Origin of the sequence: Pedobacter jeongneungensis, assembly GCF_000633455.1 — a bacterium.
Taxonomy (GTDB): Bacteria; Bacteroidota; Bacteroidia; order Sphingobacteriales; family Sphingobacteriaceae; genus Pedobacter; species Pedobacter jeongneungensis_A.
In genome coordinates this window covers 24,070-42,425 of the sequence record NZ_AYMG01000021.1, presented here as the reverse complement: position 1 = coordinate 42,425, position 18,356 = coordinate 24,070, and the positions used below count along the sequence as shown (strand labels likewise).

19 protein-coding genes are annotated in these 18,356 nt (G+C 36.8%); 6 read left to right on the top strand and 13 right to left on the bottom strand.

Annotation, left to right across the window (positions count from 1 at the left end):
• Window positions 1-36 precede the first annotated feature (36 nt).
• Window positions 37-273: a hypothetical protein gene (locus U859_RS0119490; RefSeq protein ID WP_025144997.1), complete on the top strand. Its 237-nt coding sequence runs from the start codon at window positions 37-39 to the stop codon at window positions 271-273.
• A 77-nt stretch (window positions 274-350) separates the two neighbouring features.
• Here U859_RS0119490 and U859_RS0119485 read toward each other — a convergent pair whose 3' ends face one another.
• The 9 genes from U859_RS0119485 to U859_RS0119440 all read right to left on the bottom strand — a co-directional run bounded on the left by U859_RS0119485 (window position 351) and on the right by U859_RS0119440 (window position 11,398).
• Window positions 351-1,631 (bottom strand): nucleoside recognition domain-containing protein, encoded by a 1,281-nt coding sequence (locus U859_RS0119485; protein WP_025144996.1) that lies wholly within the window; start codon window positions 1,629-1,631, stop codon window positions 351-353.
• 255 nt (window positions 1,632-1,886) lie between these two features.
• The gene (locus U859_RS0119480) at window positions 1,887-4,745 is read right to left on the bottom strand and encodes an alpha/beta hydrolase family protein (RefSeq protein ID WP_025144995.1); all 2,859 of its coding nucleotides are present in this window, start codon (window positions 4,743-4,745) and stop codon (window positions 1,887-1,889) included.
• A 266-nt stretch (window positions 4,746-5,011) separates the two neighbouring features.
• Window positions 5,012-6,805 carry a membrane protein insertase YidC gene (gene yidC, locus U859_RS0119470; RefSeq protein WP_025144994.1) on the bottom strand — a complete coding sequence of 598 codons (1,794 nt, stop codon included), beginning with the start codon at window positions 6,803-6,805 and terminating at the stop codon, window positions 5,012-5,014.
• Between the two features lie 21 nt (window positions 6,806-6,826).
• Window positions 6,827-8,443, bottom strand: a complete 1,617-nt coding sequence (locus U859_RS0119465; RefSeq protein WP_025144993.1) for a CTP synthase — start codon at window positions 8,441-8,443, stop codon at window positions 6,827-6,829.
• Window positions 8,444-8,715: 272 nt separating this feature from the next.
• Entirely contained in the window at window positions 8,716-9,189 is a 474-nt protein-coding gene (locus U859_RS0119460; RefSeq protein ID WP_025144992.1) for a hypothetical protein, read from the bottom strand.
• A 12-nt stretch (window positions 9,190-9,201) separates the two neighbouring features.
• Window positions 9,202-9,672, bottom strand: coding sequence for an HAD domain-containing protein (locus tag U859_RS0119455; RefSeq protein WP_025144991.1), 471 nt, complete (start codon window positions 9,670-9,672; stop codon window positions 9,202-9,204).
• Between the two features lie 16 nt (window positions 9,673-9,688).
• Window positions 9,689-10,072 (bottom strand): hypothetical protein, encoded by a 384-nt coding sequence (locus U859_RS0119450; protein ID WP_025144990.1) that lies wholly within the window; start codon window positions 10,070-10,072, stop codon window positions 9,689-9,691.
• A gap of 185 nt (window positions 10,073-10,257) precedes the next feature.
• On the bottom strand, window positions 10,258-10,800 hold the full coding sequence (locus tag U859_RS0119445; RefSeq protein WP_025144989.1) for a hypothetical protein: 543 nt from the start codon (window positions 10,798-10,800) through the stop codon (window positions 10,258-10,260).
• A 40-nt stretch (window positions 10,801-10,840) separates the two neighbouring features.
• Window positions 10,841-11,398, bottom strand: a complete 558-nt coding sequence (locus U859_RS0119440; protein ID WP_162800001.1) for a DUF3575 domain-containing protein — start codon at window positions 11,396-11,398, stop codon at window positions 10,841-10,843.
• A gap of 91 nt (window positions 11,399-11,489) precedes the next feature.
• On the opposite strand from U859_RS0119440, the gene U859_RS0119435 reads away from it, so the two are divergent.
• Complete coding sequence (locus U859_RS0119435; protein WP_025144987.1) at window positions 11,490-12,443, top strand: GNAT family N-acetyltransferase; 954 nt, start codon at window positions 11,490-11,492, stop codon at window positions 12,441-12,443.
• Window positions 12,444-12,517: 74 nt separating this feature from the next.
• Here U859_RS0119435 and kdsB read toward each other — a convergent pair whose 3' ends face one another.
• From kdsB to trpS, 4 genes are all read right to left on the bottom strand, one after another.
• Window positions 12,518-13,306, bottom strand: coding sequence for a 3-deoxy-manno-octulosonate cytidylyltransferase (gene kdsB, locus U859_RS0119430; protein ID WP_025144986.1), 789 nt, complete (start codon window positions 13,304-13,306; stop codon window positions 12,518-12,520).
• Entirely contained in the window at window positions 13,303-13,506 is a 204-nt protein-coding gene (locus tag U859_RS32400) for a DUF5808 domain-containing protein (RefSeq protein ID WP_025144985.1), read from the bottom strand. Before U859_RS32400 ends, kdsB begins: the two co-directional genes overlap by 4 nt.
• A gap of 62 nt (window positions 13,507-13,568) precedes the next feature.
• Window positions 13,569-14,183 (bottom strand): deoxynucleoside kinase, encoded by a 615-nt coding sequence (locus tag U859_RS0119420; protein WP_025144984.1) that lies wholly within the window; start codon window positions 14,181-14,183, stop codon window positions 13,569-13,571.
• 125 nt (window positions 14,184-14,308) lie between these two features.
• Window positions 14,309-15,307 carry a tryptophan--tRNA ligase gene (trpS, locus tag U859_RS0119415; RefSeq protein ID WP_025144983.1) on the bottom strand — a complete coding sequence of 333 codons (999 nt, stop codon included), beginning with the start codon at window positions 15,305-15,307 and terminating at the stop codon, window positions 14,309-14,311.
• Between the two features lie 516 nt (window positions 15,308-15,823).
• On the opposite strand from trpS, the gene U859_RS0119410 reads away from it, so the two are divergent.
• The 4 genes from U859_RS0119410 (at window position 15,824) to U859_RS0119395 (ending at window position 18,303) form a co-directional block, all read left to right on the top strand.
• Window positions 15,824-16,549, top strand: coding sequence for a lysophospholipid acyltransferase family protein (locus U859_RS0119410; protein WP_025144982.1), 726 nt, complete (start codon window positions 15,824-15,826; stop codon window positions 16,547-16,549).
• A gap of 1 nt (window position 16,550) precedes the next feature.
• Entirely contained in the window at window positions 16,551-16,841 is a 291-nt protein-coding gene (gene gatC, locus U859_RS0119405) for an Asp-tRNA(Asn)/Glu-tRNA(Gln) amidotransferase subunit GatC (protein WP_025144981.1), read from the top strand.
• A 91-nt stretch (window positions 16,842-16,932) separates the two neighbouring features.
• Window positions 16,933-17,691 (top strand): ABC transporter ATP-binding protein, encoded by a 759-nt coding sequence (locus U859_RS0119400; RefSeq protein WP_025144980.1) that lies wholly within the window; start codon window positions 16,933-16,935, stop codon window positions 17,689-17,691.
• 63 nt (window positions 17,692-17,754) lie between these two features.
• On the top strand, window positions 17,755-18,303 hold the full coding sequence (locus U859_RS0119395) for a cob(I)yrinic acid a,c-diamide adenosyltransferase (protein WP_025144979.1): 549 nt from the start codon (window positions 17,755-17,757) through the stop codon (window positions 18,301-18,303).
• The last annotated feature ends 53 nt before the right edge of the window (window positions 18,304-18,356 follow it).

Genomic DNA, 18,356 nt, shown 5'->3' with positions numbered 1-18,356 from the left:
TAATTTGTTGTAAATTAACCAAAAATATAATGAGCCATGTTAGAAAATTATTCCACCCTGCAATTCATTGTGAGAGGCAAAATTTTTAAGGGATTTTGCATGCGTATCCAAGATGATTTTCATGAAACCTATGCTGTTGTTTTAGATGGCTACCATTCTTTTTGTATCTGGTTGGATAACAAAAGTGAAAAATGGTGTGCTTCAAAAAATGCAGCGATTGATCCGGATGCTATTGATGAGATCATCAGTAGAATTTCCTTTCCGGTTTCGTAGTTTAGCACACATTTAACCTAATGCTCATAAAAAAAAATCTCCATTTGGCTTTTGTCAGATGGAGATTTTTTATGCTATTATTTTAATCCTGGCCAAAATAGGTAGGCCATGGTTATCGCAGTAATTACGCCTACTAAATCGGCCAATAACATCGAACCAATTGCATAACGGGTATTCCTGATACCAACAGCACCGAAATAAACGGCTACTACATAAAATGTGGTGTCTGATGCACCCTGAAATACACCCGATAATCTGCTGGCAAACGAATCTGGTCCATTGGCAATCATCGTGCTTACCATCATGCCCCTTGCAGCTCCACCACTTAATGGCCTGATTAAAGCGGTAGGCAGGGCATCAACAAAGCGGGTATCCGCACCTACAAAGATAAATGCGTGTTTAATCCCATTCATGATCACGTCAAAAGTTCCACTGGTTCTGAGCATGCATACCGCAACTAAAATCCCAACTAAATAAGGAATAATTTTGATGGCCGTTTCAAACCCACCTTTGGCACCCTCAACAAAAGAATCAAAAATGTCGATCTTTTTATAAAGTGCGCCAAGAACAATCAATAAAAAAATTAATAAAATAAGCCCACCGCTAAGCAAACCAGAGAAAGAAGTAACGCTTGCTGCATTTAAACGACTAACATACCACACGATGGCTGCTATTACGGCCGAGATACCTAAAACCCATGTTAAGATAACTGGTTGTAAAATATTAATTTTCTGCTTGAAAGACACAATCAACATCGCAGCCATTGTACCTACAAAGGTTACAATCATGCAGGGAATAAATATATCAGTAGGATCTTGTGCATTTTGGGTAGAACGGATCGCAATTACACTTACCGGGATTAAACATAAACCTGCAGCATGTAAGCATAAAAACATAATCTGCGAATTGCTGGCCACATCCTTATTCGGATTTAACTCCTGTAAACTTTCCATGGCTTTAATCCCGAATGGAGTAGCTGCATTGTCTAAGCCTAATAAATTTGCCGAAAAGTTCATGATCATATGGCCCATTGATGGATGACCTTTTGGTACTTCAGGAAAAAGTTTAGAAAAAAACGGACTAATAATCCTTGATAATAAACGGATACCACCTGCTTTTTCTGCAATAGCCATAAAGCCCATAAACAAAGCCAAAGTACCTACCAGCTCGATGCAAAGTTTTACAGCAATAGAACAGGTTTGAATAATACCATCTAATTTAAGCGGATTTGCCGGATCATCAGCCTTTCCGATTACCATCCAGTTAAAAATGTCGCTTTGCCCAAAGAAAAAGCATTTAATACAAGCTACAAGAATAGCTACAATAATAAATCCCGACCAAATCCTGCTTAATGCCATTTAGTTTGTTTTGTTTTTTTGATGCGTGAAAATAGCTTTTTTAACCGAAAGATCATAGAAGAGAGTTTGGAGTTGGATTGAAGAATATCATTACTGTTGATGGTTAATAGTTTGACGGTTGATAGCCATGATTTTTAAACAATACGCCTATAAACTATAAGGGCATCAACCAAAAGAAATAAAAAAGTCCATAGTCAATAGTACTAAACTATCAAACTATGGACTAAAGACTTCAGACTCTCGACTTGAGACTACCTAAGGTTTCTCATCGGTTAATTCAAAACCCCAGGTTTTTCCTTTTTCAGTTGCAGGGATTCCATTTGTCATCCAAACTGGTGCTTTTGCGCCCTTTAAATAATAATCGAAAAACTGTTGTTCGCGTATCTGTATATCTTTACGGTTTTGGCGTTGAACCAAATTGTGTGCCTCGCCGTTATAGTTTAACATCCAAACTGGTTTACCTAAGCGGCGTAGGCCGGTAAACATCTCAATTCCCTGGTACCAAGGCACAGCACCGTCGGCATCATTTGCCATTACTACCACTGGTGTATTTACTTTCGGGAACATAAATAATGGAGAGTTCTCGATGTATAATTCTGGTTTTTCCCAAAGGGTTGCACCAATACGGCTTTGTGTTTTTTCGTACTGGAACTGACGATTCATACCGGTTTCCCAACGGATACCGCCATAAGCAGAAGTCATATTGGCAACAGGCGCACCAGCCCATGCAGCTGCGTACATATTATTTTGAGTAATTAAATAAGCCACCTGATAACCACCCCAGCTTTGACCCTGGATACCGATTTTGGTACCGTCAACCCAACTGTTTTTCTTCAAATTTTCTACACCTGAATTGATAAACTCAACTGCAGATTTACCCGGGTGACCAGTTTCATAGCTAATATCCGGTGCGAATACCAAATAACCATTACTTACAAAATATGAGATATTTAAACGTGATGGAGTAGGAGCAGGTGCCTGGTAAGTATATAAACCATCGGTAAGTTTCTCATAAAAATAAGCAATCATCGGGTATTTTTTGTTCGGATCGAAATTTTCTGGTTTGTATAAAATCCCTTCTGCTTTATAACCTTTTGGAGTAGTCCATTTTACGAGCTCAGCAGTACCCCAATTATAACTTTGTTGTTGTGGGTTGGTGTTGCTTAGTTTAGTTTCAGTTTTAAAATCGGTGGTTACATATACATTAGGCGATTCTACATAATTGGCTTTATCATAAATGTAAACATCAGCATCCTTAGCTTTTACCAGGTTCGAATATTTAAATTTAGCCATTACCACCAATTCTGGCGCTTTAGCTGAACCTACATTGGTACGGTAAAAACCGTTTTCTTTAGTTACGTTATTGAAACCATCTAACCAAACCAACTCATTTGCTTTTACAAATTTACTATCCGCATTGCGCTCAAATCTGTTTTCAGGTTGTACCCTTTCGTAACGGAAAGTAAGGTTGTTGGCCCTTCCAAAACCTGCGGTAATATTTTTTGGAGCCGTTTTTCCATCTGGAGAGAACGACCAGATGTCATATTTATCGTAAATTAATACGGCTTTATCACCTTCAGTCCAGGTAGCTAAACCATAAGCAGAAGGTAAATCAGGTACATCATTTTCTTCATCAACAAATTTTTCAGATAATCCTGCAGTTAGTACAGTTACTTTTCCGCTGGCTATACTGTAAGTATTCCAGCTACCTGCTTTTCTATCAAAATATAAAACATAGTTTCCGCCAGAAGAAGCCATGGCATAACCACTTAAATTATCAATGATTTTCTTTTTCTGGCCATTTTTAGTATCAACTAGATAATAATCTTTTGAAGTAGATCCGCTCCATTGCGATTCAATTCTACGGCCATAGTCGGTAGATGCTAAAACCATATTGGCATCGCCTTCGGCTATCATATTCGCATCAGGCAATTTTAAATCTGTTAACGGAATTACTTTAGGGTCGCTACTATATACATCGATAACGGATAAATAGCTTTTTTTGCTATCTCTGTCTGCATTTTTAAGTTGCATAGGCTGTAGATAATCATCTTTGTAGTTCCAAACATCAACTTTGGCCATTTCGAAGTCTACAATAGTGGTATCTTTTGGCTTTTTAATAGGGGAGATTCCGAAAAATAATTTCTTGCCGTCTTTACTAAAAGTGATTTTTCCGTCGCCATTAACCGACCATTTCTCTGGTAGGCCTGGCATATCAAAATCAACCAATATCTGCGCAGTATCAAGCGTTAAAGAGTTATAATAAACATTATAGTCTTTTATTTCCTGTTTCTCAGGACTTTGCTCTCCAACAAAAGCAACATGCTCACTTTCCTCATCAAAAGTAAAGTTTTTGAAACTTCCTTTACCCTTGATTAAGGTTTTTAGCGTGCCCTTTTCTGTATTTAATAAAAATACACCTTGTGGGGCTGTTTTGTCCTTTTTAGATCCGCTACAAGCAAAAACCAGTTGTTTACCATCTTTGCTGAAATAATAATCGGTAACAAATTTATAGGTTTTATCTGCGCCGGTTAATAAATTTTTAACTACTAAATCAGTTCCTTCTTCAGTTTTACCTTTTGCAGCAGGCTCATCATCAGCAAAATCCATTTCACCATCTTTTTTCTCGGCAGGTTTTATGGCTTTCTTTGCAGTATCAGGCTTTTCGGTTAAATAAGCCATCACACCAGAACCTTCTTCAGGAAATTTAAAAGACTTTACCCTTGCTACCTTTGTAATCGCACTGGTAGTGAGGTTGGCAATACCTAATGAATCTTTTGGTAATTCATCGGCTTTTTTCTTTTTTATTTTAGCTTGACGTAAATCTTTATTTAAAGGACGGATGTTAAATGCCGCAAATTTAGAATCGTTGCTGAACTGCGAATTCATCCCTCTTGGGATGTTTAGTTTTGCATTGGTTTTGATATTGTTGAGGTAAAGTTGCGCATCGCCTTCTTGTTGTAAGATGCTATACATGGCCCATACGCCATTATTGGATAATTGCTTTGTACCTACCGATTCCCAGGTATCATACACCGTATGATTTAAAGGTTTCTTTTGTGCGTAGGCAAAGCTGACAACGAAAAACAGAATAATTGTTAGTCTCTTTTGCATTTTGAAATGTTAAGTAATTTGTTGGTTCAGATTTAATCTCCTAAAATTGGAATTTTTTGGCTTATTCGGAAACTTGTATGTCAAATATTACAATTAAAAAGGGAATTGGTGAGGTAAAATGTAAGATGGATGATGGAATTAGTCGGAAGCCTGGGGTTGGAGTACCGAAATTAATGCTGTCTTGAATTAACGCTTAACGCCATGCACAAAACAAAATCCCCGATCACTTTAAGTAATCGGGGATTCCATATCATATAAAAGCAAAATTACTTTTTAGCTTGTTGCTGCTGACGCATATAATCGTCTAAACGCTGTTGGAATTTAGATTTTTTCTTTTTCTCATCAGCTGGTCTGGCTTTATTTTGCTGGATCAAAGCGTGGATTTTATCGTCATCAACCATTTTACGGATTAAGAACTGCTGTCCGAAAGTCATTAAGTTGGCTAAGAAATAGTAATAGTTTAATCCCGCAGGGTAGCTGTTTAACACGCCTAAGAAAATGATTGGCATAATGTAGCCAATGTACTTCATCTGACCTGTAGCACCAGAAACCTGGTTGTTAAAGTAAGTCATAATCAATGTAGAGATCGTCATCAATACACACATTAAACTTAAGTGATCGCCAATAAATGGAATTTTTACACCAAACTTGATAAACTCATCATAAGTTGATAAATCTTTCATCCAAAGGAAACTCTCACCACGTAACTCAAATAAGTTAGGGAAGAAGAAGAAGAAGGCCATCACCAGAGGCAACTGTAATACCATTGGCAAACATCCGCCCAGTGGGTTTACCCCAGCTTTCTTATATAACTTTAAGTATTCCTGTTGAACCAAGGTTGGGTTATCTTCACCTACTTTAGCTTTAATTTCGTCCATTTCTGGTTTTAAAACCCTCATTTTAGCCATTGATAAATATGACTTATAAGTAAGTGGCGATAAAGCAAGTTTTAATAAGATGGTTAATACCAGGATAATTAAACCGTAGTTCCAACCGAAACTATTTAAGAAATTAAATACAGGTAAAACAATAAAACGGTTAATATATTTTAATGGCCAGTAACCCATATCAACCTGTTGCTCTAAATCGTAACCCTGTGCTTTTAGAGCAGAGAATTTGTTTGTGCCGAAATAGAATTCCATTTCATAAGTTTGGTTAGCAGTATGTGCATATGGCAATTGCATATTAGCATCATAAAACTTTACCTGACCAGGAGCAGTTGGTATTTTAACTTCTAAACTTCCTTTTTCGAAAGCTTGTTTCGAGATCAAAGAAGCCGAGAAAAAGTGTTGTTTGAAAGAGAACCACTGAATTTTACCTTTTGATAAATCTTCCTTTTCATCTTTCGAAACACTTAAGTGATTAACATCACCATCTAAATACTTATAGTAAGGTGCTGAGTAACGATGCTCACTTTCGATCGATTTTTCTTGCTGTAATAGGGTTGCCTGCCAGTTTAAGCCAATGTTGTTACCTGCAATTACCTGTTGCAAACCAACAAGATTAACATTGAAAGCAACTTTATTACTCAATGCTTTTAAATCATATACATATTCTACATAAGCATTAGCGCCATAATTGGCGCGCATCGTAACCGTATTGCCTGTTTTGCTTGGCGTAAAATATAAATCGTTAGTATTGATTACTTTACCGGCTGCATTAAGGTTTAAACCAAATTTGTTCTCGCTTCCTGCAAATAAAATAAGTGGTTTCCCTGTAAAGGTTTTCTGACCTTTAACTTCAACTGATGCAATTTTACCACCTTTATTGCTTAAGGTAATTAACAAATTCTCATTTTCTAAAGTGGTATTTGCTTCAGTACCCGTCAAAGCAGTGCCAAAAGGACCTTTTAATGCTAAAGAATCTACAGCTGGGTTAGCAATTGCAGCAGTTTTAGTGGTGTCTTTTTGTACTGGTGTTACACCAGCTTTTTTCAAAGAATCCAGACGCTCTGTTTCTTTGGCTTTTTTCATTTCAGCCTCACTCGGCCTAAAAAAGTAGAACGATCCTGCCAAAATGATCATGATCAGGAACAGTCCTGTGAAGGTATTTCTATCCATTATTTATGTTTAATACTGCTTTTAATTCGTTTTCTTTTTCGCAAACTCCATCGCAGCGGCGACAAATTTAACAAAAAGTGGGTGAGGATTAGCAACTGTTGATTTTAATTCTGGGTGAAACTGTCCGCCAACGAAAAAAGGATGATTTTTAAGCTCTACAATTTCAACCAAATTACTCTCCGGATTAATACCAGATGCAATCATACCGGCATCTTCATATTGCTTTAAATAAGCATTATTAAATTCGTAACGGTGGCGGTGACGCTCGTTGATATGCGATTTTCCATAAATAGAAAAAGCTTTTGTTCCTTTTTTAATGTCGCAAGGATAAGAACCCAAACGCATCGTTCCACCTTTATTGGTTATTTTTTTCTGCTCTTCCATCATGTTAATTACCGGATTAGCAGCATTTTCTTCAATTTCTGTAGTGTGCGCATCTTTTAAGCCCAAAACATTACGGCCAAATTCGATAACCGCACATTGCATACCCAAACAGATTCCAAAGAAAGGAATATTGTTTTCGCGAACATATTTAATGGCATCAATTTTACCTTCGATACCACGGCTACCAAAACCAGGAGCTACTAAAACACCTTGTAAATGACCTAATTTTTCTTTTACGTTATCAGGGAAAAGACCTTCAGAGTGGATATATTCTACCTTTACTTTGCATTCATTTTTCGAACCTGCATGTACAAAAGATTCGATAATTGATTTATAAGCATCAGGTAATTCTACATATTTACCAATCAAACCGATTTTTACTTCAGCCGTTGGATTTTTTAAACGGCCAAGGAAATCTTTCCAGCTTTCCATATCCGGATCGCTTTTAGTAGGCAGCTTTAATTTAGCTAATACAGTTTTGTCTAATTGCTCTTTTAACATCAACAATGGCACATCATAAATAGTTGATGCATCCATCGATTCGACTACCGCGTTGATGTTAACGTTACAGAATAAGGCAATTTTTTTTCTGATCTCTGGACTAATGTGGTGCTCGGTACGGCAAACCAAAATATCTGGCTGGATACCATATTCCAATAAAGCCTTAACCGAGTGTTGTGTTGGTTTTGTTTTTAACTCACCTGCAGCAGCTAAATAAGGTACCAGGGTTAAGTGAATTACGATGGCGTTAGTGCTGCCTTCTTCCCATTTAAACTGACGTACGGCTTCAATAAAAGGTAAAGATTCAATATCACCTACAGTTCCGCCAAGTTCGGTAATTACGATATCATAATCGCCGCTATCGCCCAAAATGCGCATGTTGCGTTTAATCTCATCTGTAATGTGTGGCACAACCTGAACGGTTTTACCTAAATATTCACCTTTACGCTCTTTGTTAATCACATTCTGGTAAATACGACCAGTAGTAATGTTATTTGCCTGTGAAGTTGGAACGTTAAGGAAACGCTCATAATGACCAAGATCCAGGTCGGTTTCAGCTCCATCTTCGGTTACAAAGCATTCGCCATGTTCGTATGGATTTAAAGTTCCCGGATCGATATTGATGTACGGATCGAATTTTTGGATGGTTACACGGTAGCCACGTGCCTGTAAAAGTTTAGCTAAAGATGCGGAAATGATGCCCTTACCCAAAGAGGAAGTAACACCGCCCGTAACAAAAATATACTTAGTCATGTTTGTGATTTTTTACGGCAAAATGTAATTATTGCCGCTTTTTGTACGGGATACAAAGGTAAGAAAATTCCTTGTTTCCGAGCATGAAAAAAGAAGATATTTTAAATATGATAAAGCGATGTGATTCAGTAAAATAGCTTAATGAGGGGGATAAGTATCCGTTTTTTGAAGTATGAAACGACTATTTTAGATTATTATATGGTGAAGATCTATGTCATATCTGCCAAATCCTTAATTTTATGTATGAAATTATCGTTTAGTAACAGATTATATTATTGAGTAGCTAATATCAATTTTTTAATCAGCACAATCTGCCCTAAATGATAATAACTATGTTCAATTACAGCTTCTATATTACGTAGGTAAGTGCCATATTTTTCGTTTACAAACATTTCATCAAATTTTTCTTCCGGCATTTTTTCCACTGCGATAGCAAAAACTGAAGCATTATCAAATAATTCGGAAGCTAATTTATTCCAATCAGCTTCCGAATGTATAGGTGGAAGATCGAAACTATATTGATCTTTGATTTCTAGCAGACCACCATTAAAAACTGTTAAAATTCCGGCTAAATAATAATTGATATGATAGGTTAGGGCCGCAATGGTCTTTAAATTTCCTACCTGATAGACGGCCTGTTCCCAATTGATGCTTTCTAACTGATCTTTATAATTGGTATTGGCTATCCAATAACCATTTAAAAAAATCTCTCTTAAACGATTTGCAATAAAATCAGATTTTTTCATGAAAGAGAGCCCCTAAGCGAATTCGCGATGACTTTTTTCAGCCAGTTCGAGTACCTCATCTGCCAGATCATCAGTTAAACCAACGGATGCACTGGTTTGAACCAATCGTTGTTTTAAAGATGGAGGCAAATCATTAAGCGATTTATCGTCGTCAAGGATAATAAAATCATCATTATTGTCTTGTGAGTTAAACCAGTTTAGGATCTCACTCTTTCTGTTAACTAGATCGATGTTATCTGGAAGACGGTCAATTTTGCTTAAAATGATATCTCTTGTTTTAAAAATATCAAGCCATTGATTTAAACTGTACTTAAACTTATGCGAAGTGGTAAGAACAATTTCAAAATTATGATGATGAAGAATTTTATTTAGTGCTTTAACTGCTTTAGGATTAAACTCAGCAAAGCCATCTGCTAAAATCTCTGGTTTTCTCCATGAGTTAGCAGGTACCATTACGCCGTCTATGTCTAATAATAAAAACATAATACGAATTTACGCTTTATTTTGTTATTTCGAATATTTTTTCTAAAGATATATTATTGAATTTGGCATCTAACTCATTCATTCTCTTGATCTTTAATTCAGTATCCCATTCTTCATCAACAAATTCTACTTTGTGCCATTCACAAACATTTGTTGCGCTGGTTTTACATGATGGTATCCTGCCCAGTTCAATATCTGCTAATAACGAACTAATATAACGGTGGTGACCATCAATTATAAAGTTATCACATACCTTAATGTCATCAAATTTAATCCCGTTAATCATCTTTCTATACATCCGATTAATTACCGGTATCGAAAGTTTGGTATGCGTTGAAAGTAAGTCAATCTTTTTTGACTTTAAATTTTCAAAAATAATTTCGCGACTAATATCTCCCATATTATTTTTTTTATATTTTTCATGGGATGTTATTCTGGTGCTTAATTAGCATCAAGATATGATGTTTAGTTTATGGACAAAACATTATCGAACTAAACAGAAAAAAGGAATGGATTTTAGCGCAACTATATATTGTTATGCTTTCAAATAAATATAGTAATTAATTTTATGATTAGGACAATGGCTTAACAGCAATTATAATAAATCTTCACCTTTTGCTCTTTTTCACTCCAGGCAATGTAAATGTTATTTTCTTTACCCAAACGGTATTTAAAGCCATTTAATCCTGATTTTTTTAGCTCTTCGTAAAGTGCTTTATCTGGCGTGTATTTATCAGCCTTATCGTCAGGCATTACTGCAGGTTCAAGAAAATTATCATCGCTGAAAAAGTCGTCTGCTATGGTTTTTAAGAAAATAACCTGGTCTTTCTCTTTTGAAAGGTCAACATTGGGGTCGGTATTGCTCACCAATTCGGTTCCCTTGATTTTAGCATTGTAAATCTCTTTTCCCTCAGCGTTTTTAATGGTAAAATTCAATACCATTTCTTCAGGTTTCCTTCCGGTTAGTTCGATTTTAAAAGTGTCTAATTTTTTTAAATCCGAAAAAGATTTGGCTATAGTTTGGTTTACATTTTTAAACTCAATGGCATCAGCTTTTTTTTCTCCACCCGATTTGCACGCGGCAAATAAAATAACACTAAAGGCAACGAAAAGTAATAATTTCTTCATAATCAAAACTACAAATTCTAATTTAAACAACTATCCAAATTTAAAAAATATAGCCTGCTGAAAGCCAAAATTGAAAATCGAGGTAACCCTTTGGATTAGGGTTAGAAGCATAATTGGTTACGTTAAAATACTTTCCGTAACCTAAACCGCCTGTCGTTTCTAATAAAAAGCGTTTTTTAGGGATAAACAGAAAGCCGATATTTCCGCCGGCACGTACAGAATTAGCCATAAAATTCCGGCTCGCAACACTGATAAAACCTGTACGATCCACATAACCATCCTTACTGATTGTTTTATTTAAGTTGCCAAGGTATAAACCATAAAAGGGGATAAGGTTGCCGGGTTTAATTTCGTCAGCATATTTTTTTGCTCTTAATAAAAAGCCATCATATTTATAATATCTTCCAATATTAAGCTCCCCTGATGTATATGAAAGTTCGATACCGTATTTATTAGAAAAGGTTTTTTCGATGGAGAAGGAGGGCCGTTTTGCAACTAAATTAAGCAGATTACTTTTAACCTCAATTCCTATCGGCTCTTGTGCACGGGTAACCGTTATCAACAAGATAAAAGAGAGCGTATAGATGAGTTTTTTCATTTTGATTAAATTAAATATTTTACCCGACATATAACCATAATTATTTTTTTTTCTTATATTTGCGTAACTGATTACGTAATTAATTATTGTTATGAATTTTTTCGAACAAACAGGTAAAGTTGCTATAGGAAGCAGGTTGAGAATGTTAACCGATAAGGTTACAGAAGATGCGGCTCAAATTTATAAACTGTACAATATAGATATGCAGCCAAAATGGTTCCCGGTTTTTTACTCGCTGGCGCAAGGGGAAGAGAAAACAATCACTGAATTGGCCAAAGATATAGGGCATTCGCACCCTTCAGTGAGTAAAATAATAAGTGAAATGCTGAAAAAAGGTTATGTAAAAGAAAGCAAAGATAAAACTGACGGCAGGCGGAACCTGGTAAGCCTTTCTAAAAAAGGAATAGCGATTTCTAAAGAAATAGAAGATCAACTGATCGATGTTAACGCAGCTGTTGAAGAGATATCGGCTCAATCACAGAACAAACTTTGGGAAGCTATAGGTGAGTGGGAATTTTTATTAGAACAGAAAACCTTATTAAGAAGGGTGATGGAAAAGAAAAAGGAGAGAGATAGTTTAAAGGTCGAAATTGTAGATTACCAGGCTAAGTATCAGGAAGCTTTCAGGGCATTAAATGTAGAATGGATTTCGCATTATTTTACCATGGAAGAATCTGATTATAAAGCATTGGATAATCCACAAGGCTATATTTTAGATAAAGGTGGTTATATACTGGTTGCTTTATATGAGGGGGAGCCAATGGGGGTTTGTGCATTGATTAAAATGAATGATGGCGAATATGATTTTGAACTCGCCAAAATGGCCGTATCTCCAAAGGCACAGGGAAAAAATGTAGGTTTTTTATTGGCCAATGCAATTGTTGAAAAAGCGAAGTCGTTGGGTGCTTCGAAAATATACCTGGAAAGTAATACCATTTTAAAACCAGCCATCAACCTTTACCATAAACTGGGCTTCCAGAAGGTAGCGGGCAAACCAACGCCTTATACAAGATGTAATATTCAGATGGAACTGGTCGTTAAATAGTCCAAAGTCAGCAGTCTGGAGTCCCTAGTCGATTAACCGCTTTAAACAGTTAACCGATTAACCACAAATGAACTTTATTCCAGTTTCAACGCCTCCAATAGATTATTTAACTTCAATAAATCTTCAGGGGTATCAATAGCAACCGTTTCCAGGTCGGTAACTTTGGTTTGGATATAAAAACCATTTTCAATCCAGCGTAGCTGTTCCAAACTTTCTGCAATCTCTAAAGAGGATGGAGGAAGTTTGGTAATGGCTTTTAGAGATTCTGTGCGATAACCATATATACCGATGTGCTTGTAAAACTGGTGTTTTTCTGCCCATACTCCTGGTTCGCCATTTCTGATAAAAGGAATCGGACTACGGCTGAAATACATGGCGCGACCGTTTACATCGATCACAACCTTCGGACTATTCGGATTGTACACACTCTCCTGACTATGAATAGATTTGATCAAAGTAGCCAACTGTACTTTTTCTTCGGTAAAACAGCTGGTCAATAATTCGATCTGTGCGGGTTCGATAAAAGGTTCGTCGCCCTGAATATTGATTACAATATCGTATCCAGGCAATTGTTCAATTACCTCAGCACATCTATCGGTTCCACTTTGATGATCGGAAGAGGTGAAGATAAACTCTCCACCAAACCTTTTCACTTCGTCCGCAATGCGTTCATCATCTGTAGCCACAACCACTTTTGATAAACTTTTTGCTTTCGATGCCTGCTCATAAACCCTCTGGATCATGCTTTTTCCGGCAATATCAACCAAAGGTTTGCCCGGAAAGCGGGTAGAAGCATACCGTGCAGGGATAATTCCAATGATTTTTGAATCGCTTAAGGATGAATGTGATTTTTCATCGCTCATATATTATGCTTATAAAATTGATAAAAAACAAAAAGGAAGATCATTGCGATAACGATATAAGATATAGGATGCGCAAAGTTAAATGTCCAGCCCAGCAATTTTACACGCTTAGGAACAATTAATCTGGAGTCCTTTTTATTAAAATAAAAAGTGCCCCATTTCCAGTTTTCTGGTTTGTCGTGCTCGAAATCTTTTTCCATATTCATCGCATTAAATATTTAAACCATTTATTATGATTCAACTTCCTTTTAGGGGATGGGGGCTAAAATAAACCGTTAATCTCAGCTTCAATTGATTGGATCACCGTCCCTAAATCTTCAGGATTATTGGTGAAATCCAATTTGTCTTTATCTAAAATCAATAATTTACCCAGGTTATACCCTTTTATCCAGGCTTCGTATTTTTCATTTAATTTAGAAAGGTAATCAATACGGATGCCCGCTTCGTACTCACGGCCACGGCGTTGGATATTGTTTACCAATGTTGGTACCGAAGCGCGTAAATAAACCAACAAATCCGGCGGTTTGATAAATGATGTGATGTTGTCAAAAATAGCACGGTAGTTATCATGATCCCGGGTGGTCATTAAGGCCATATCGTGCAGGTTTTCGGCAAAAATATGCGCATCCTCATAAATGGTCCTATCCTGGATCACGTTACGTTTATTTACTTCTATGTCCGTAATCTGCTGAAAACGACTGTTTAGGAAATAAATCTGAAGATTAAAGCTCCAGCGTTTCATGTCGCTATAAAAATCTTCCAGATATGGGTTGTTATCCACTGCTTCGTATAAAGCTTCCCATCCATAGTTCTTGGCCAATAAACCTGTTAAAGTGGTTTTACCAGCGCCAATATTTCCTACAATTGCTATGTGCATCTTCTTTAGATTGGAGATATGAGATATGTGATGTGAGATGTAAGATCTGTGATTTGAAAGAATTAATCTATTTCAAATCTAATGTCTCACATCTCAAATCTAGCTTCTCAAATCTATTAAAATTATTAAAAACTTTTAAACCCGATTAAACTGCGAACTTCTCTGATGGTTTTTTGTGCACTTTCCCGGGCTTTTAATGCACCATGCTTGGCAACCTGTCTTAAATAAGAATCATCTTTGGCAATATCCTGAATACGCTCACGCATTGGTGCGGTAGCAATAATCATATCTTCTGCCAGTTGTTTTTTGAAATCGCCGTAACGGATCTGCATTTTGTTATACAAATCTTCAAAATGAGCATGTGTATCAATGCTCGAAACCACCTTCATTAAATCGAAAAGATTCTGGATCGGCTCGGGTTTTGGCTGGTTTTCTTCTGTCGGACCGCCATCACTCACTGCTCTCATCACTTTCTTGCGGATCGTTTCAGGATCATCTGATAAATAAACTGCATTGGCTTCGCCTTCTGATTTACCCATTTTACCTTTGCCATCTAAACCAGGTACTTTTACCAGTTTATCAGAATAGCTAAATGCATAGGGCTCCGGAAAATATTCGGTATTGTATAACCTGTTAAAACGGTTGCCGAAAGTACGGGCCATTTCTAAATGCTGTTCCTGGTCTTTTCCAACAGGTACTTTAGTCGCCTTATGGATTAAAATATCAGCCGCCATCAATACCGGGTAGGTTAATAAACCTGCATTAACATTATCAGGGTTAGCACGTACCTTATCTTTAAAAGAAGTGCTACGTTCAAGCTCGCCCATATAAGCGTTCATGTTCAGGTATAAATAAAGTTCCGCAATTTCCGGAACATCACTTTGTATATAAATGGTACTGTTCTCAGGGTCAATTCCACTCGCCAAATATTCAACCAATACATGTTTAATATTGCCATGTAAATCGGCTGGGGTAGGGTGCGTTGTTAAAGAATGTAAATCGGCAATAAAAAAATAGCAATTGTAATCGTTCTGCATTTGCACGAAGTTTTTAACCGCGCCATAGTAATTGCCTAAATGTAATTTTCCTGTTGAGCGGATGCCGCTCACCACTGTTTCTTTCATAATGCCACGAAATTAAAAATAAAATGTAAGCAATCCGCAAATCACCTTAATTTTCATAGTAAGAATTTTTAACCGATCGTTATCTCAGCCTGATCGCTTATTATGCGATCGTCCTCTCGACCGGAGTGCAACGCAGCGGAGAGATCTATCTGTAGAAATTTTTTCCGGAAGCCAATGTCTCACCGACCACAAAAAGAGTATTTAATAGATTTGAAAATGAAAGCCAGCATTTTATCGGAGGTATCAGTCCTTCTTTCCGTTGCAAGTCCTCTCCCGATGAAAATCGGGATTGCGGGCTTTTCACTTCAATAAGGTTTATAAACAAAGGTTTATGCAAGGGTGGAACCGTTTAATCCGGTAGGGTCATCTAATTTAGAGCACTCATCCAGCGGTCGTCGTCTCGATCGTAGTGCAGCGAAGTGGAGAGATCTGCATGTCAGGTTTCCGTGATGGTCTTCTCCACAATATTAATCCTTAGTTTGAAATATCAAACAATTTTATATTTTTGATACATCTATGATCCACTTTCTAAGGCAGGTACACCGGGTTTGGTTTTTATTCTGGATACTGTTTTTTTTCGCCCTCTTTTATCCCTTTTACTACATTACTTCACGTAATGAAAAATATTACGGTATTTTAAACTTTTGTCGTAAAGCCAATAGTTTTTTATGCAGCCTGTTTTCTGGTGTTTTTTTTCGCTACCATTACGAAGAAAAACTCAATCTTGAACAAACTTATATCTATTGTGCCAACCATACTTCTAATTTGGATATCATGATTTTCTGCATCATGGGGCATGGTAAATTCCATTTTATGGGTAAGGACGAACTCCTAAATAACCCGGTACTAGGTGTTTTTTTTAGAACGATCGATATTTCGGTAAATCGCGATAGTAAAATATCTGCCTTTAAAGCATTTAAAAAAGCTGGTGAGAATTTAGAAAAGGGAATGAGCCTGGTTATTTTTCCTGAAGGAAAAATTGATGATCATTATCCACCCAAACTGGGCGAATTTAAAAACGGCCCATTCCGCCTGGCGATTGATAAAAATATCCCATTGGTACCTGTTAGTATTACCAATGTCTGGAAAATTAACTGGGATGATGGTGCTAAGTATGGAAGTAAGCCCGGAATTTGCGATATTTACGTCCACAAACCTATAAATACTTCAGTTTTGGCCGATGTTGACGCTGATGGTTTAAAAGAAAAGGTTTTTAAATTGATTGACAGTAAGTTAGTATAATATGAATTTAGACGCAAAAACCATCCATAAAATAGCCGACCTGGCCAGAATTCATATTGATGAAAAAGAAGTTGATACGCTGATCCCTGAAATGAACAAAATTTTATCTTTCATGGAAAAACTTAACGAATTAGATACTTCAAATGTAAAACCATTGGTTTACATGAACGAATCGGTAAATGTTTGGCGTGAAGATATAGTAAAACAAGAAATTTCTACAGCCAATGGATTGAAAAATGCTGCAAAACATACAGATCAGTTTTTTATGGTTCCAAAGATTATTGAAAAATAATTGATCAGTACCACTAAGATTCACATTTGTGTTTAATTTTTAATCAGCTTGTAACATCTTGCCCTTTACGCTTGTCTAAAAAAGAAAAAACATGGAGAAACCACTCATTACTATAAAAGAAATTGGCCGTAAATATGTTATTGGATCTGAAGTTATTCATGCGCTAAAATCAGTTTCGTTAGATATCAATAAAGGCGAATTCGTAGCATTGATGGGGCCATCTGGTTCTGGTAAATCAACCCTGATGAATATTTTAGGCTGTTTAGATACACCTTCAAGCGGAACTTATATTTTAAATGGTACAAATGTGAGCCACATGACTGATGACGCGCTTGCAGAAGTACGTAACCAGGAAATCGGCTTCGTTTTCCAAACCTTTAACTTATTGCCACGTTCTACTTCTTTGGATAATGTGGCATTGCCATTAATTTATGCCGGAACCAGCAAAAAAGACAGGGATGCAAGGGCTGCCAAAGCATTAGAAAATGTAGGTTTGGGTAACCGTATGGACCACAAACCAAACGAACTTTCTGGCGGTCAGCGCCAGCGTGTAGCGGTAGCCAGAGCGTTAATTAATAACCCATCAATTATTTTGGCAGATGAGCCTACCGGTAATTTGGATACCAAAACTTCGATAGAGATTATGGGTTTGCTGGAAGAGATCCACAGTAAAGGTAATACCATTATTCTGGTAACACACGAAGAAGATATCGCACAACATGCACACCGCATTGTACGGATGCGTGATGGATTGATCGAAAACGATTACCTGAATACCGATATCAAAAATGTATCTCCGCGTTTGCAGGCCTTAAAAGATAATGGCAGCGACTGGGAGAAAATTAATTAAGGTTAAAGGTATAGGGCATAAGGCTTTGAAAACCCTAAACCTCTCGCCTTAAACCATAACAGCATGAAAATCTACACTAAAACCGGCGATAAGGGACAAACATCATTAATTGGTGGCACCCGGGTGCCTAAATATCATTTACGTATAGAAACGTATGGTACTGTTGACGAGTTAAATTCGTATATCGGTTTAATCATGTGTCAGGATATCGAGTTACATGATCAACAGCTGCTAAAAGAAATCCAGGATAGGTTATTTACCATTGGTGCATCGCTTGCTGCAGATCCGGAAAAGTCTAAAATGAAAATCCCCGATCTGCATGAAACTGACATCACCTTGTTAGAAAATGAGATGGATTTAATGAACGAAACACTGCCCGCTTTAAAACATTTTGTGCTGCCTGGTGGAAACACTGTTGTTTCTTACTGCCATATTGCACGGTGTGTTTGCAGAAGGGCGGAACGACTGACAGTTGAGCTTGCAGAAAATAGCTTTGTAGATGAGCGCATAACGATTTATTTAAACCGTTTGAGCGATTATTTGTTTGTTTTGGCACGAAAACTGAGCGCCTATTTTAAAGCAGAAGAAAACATTTGGATACCACGTGTTTAATAGTGGAAAAATAAGTTTGTTTTGCTCAAAAATTTTAATATACTTTGCGCTTA